This window comes from Streptomyces sp. SID4985 (assembly GCF_009863025.1).
GTDB lineage: Bacteria > Actinomycetota > Actinomycetes > Streptomycetales > Streptomycetaceae > Streptomyces.
In genome coordinates, this window is sequence record NZ_WWIR01000291.1 from 1 (window position 1) to 894 (window position 894).

At 76.2% G+C, this 894-nt stretch carries 1 protein-coding gene; it reads left to right on the plus strand.

Annotation, left to right across the window (positions count from 1 at the left end; all coding sequences use genetic code 11):
• On the plus strand, positions 1-327 hold a 327-nt coding region (locus GTW40_RS11970), incomplete at its 5' end, for a helix-turn-helix domain-containing protein (protein WP_202485756.1).
• Positions 328-894: the final 567 nt, after the last annotated feature.

Below are 894 nucleotides of genomic sequence, written 5' to 3' on the forward strand. Positions count from 1 at the left end.
CCCGGCCGCGTCTGCGCCGCCGGCCACCACGAACTGGCCTCCCACGTCCTCCTGCTCCCCTTCGTCCCGGACGACGTACGCCGCGCCTTCACGGCCCGCCTCCTCGACCCCCTCAAGGAGTACGACCGCCGCCACCGCGCCGAGCTGATCCCCACTCTGGAGGCCTTCCTGGAGTCCGACGGCTCCTGGACCCGCTGCGCCGCCCGCCTGCACCTCCACGTCAACACCCTGCGCTACCGGGTGGGCCGCATCGAACAGCTCACGGGGCGGGACCTGTCGCGCCTGGAGGACAAGCTGGACTTCTTCCTGGCACTGCGGATGAGCTGAGCCGGGCCCTCCGGGGGTTCGACGGGATCACCATCTGGCCGGTGACGGCCACGCCACTGGCGACACCAGGACCTCGCGCGGGGCCCACCGGCTGCGCCCCGGGGCCGCACGGCCCCGGGCCTCTGGCCGTCCCGAGGCGCTCTGAACGCCACTGGCCTGCCCCAAGGGCCACGACCGGGCCACTGGCAGCCTCAGTCCTCCGCCCGTCCCGAAGCGGCTGAACCCACTGGCCGCCCCAAGGCCACGACCGGAACGGCCGGCCAAGCCGCAGGACCCACGCGGGGCGCCTCAGGCTGCCCCGAAAGGCCGCGGCCGAGGTACCCCTGGCCGTCCCGAGGCCGACTTGGGGCAGCCGGAGGCGCCCGCCGGGCGTACTGCTCGCCGCCTCAAGCCCCCACCCCCGGGCGCCTCAGGCCGCCCCAAGTCGGCGGCCGGGACGCTGCCGGTCGGTACCGGGGGCATCAGACGCCCTCCGGCCCCCGCCCTGAAGCGTCTGGGGTGCCGGCCGGCCCCGCTCCCAAGGCGCCTCCGGCGTCCTGCGGCTGCGGCTGCGGCTGCGGCTGCGGC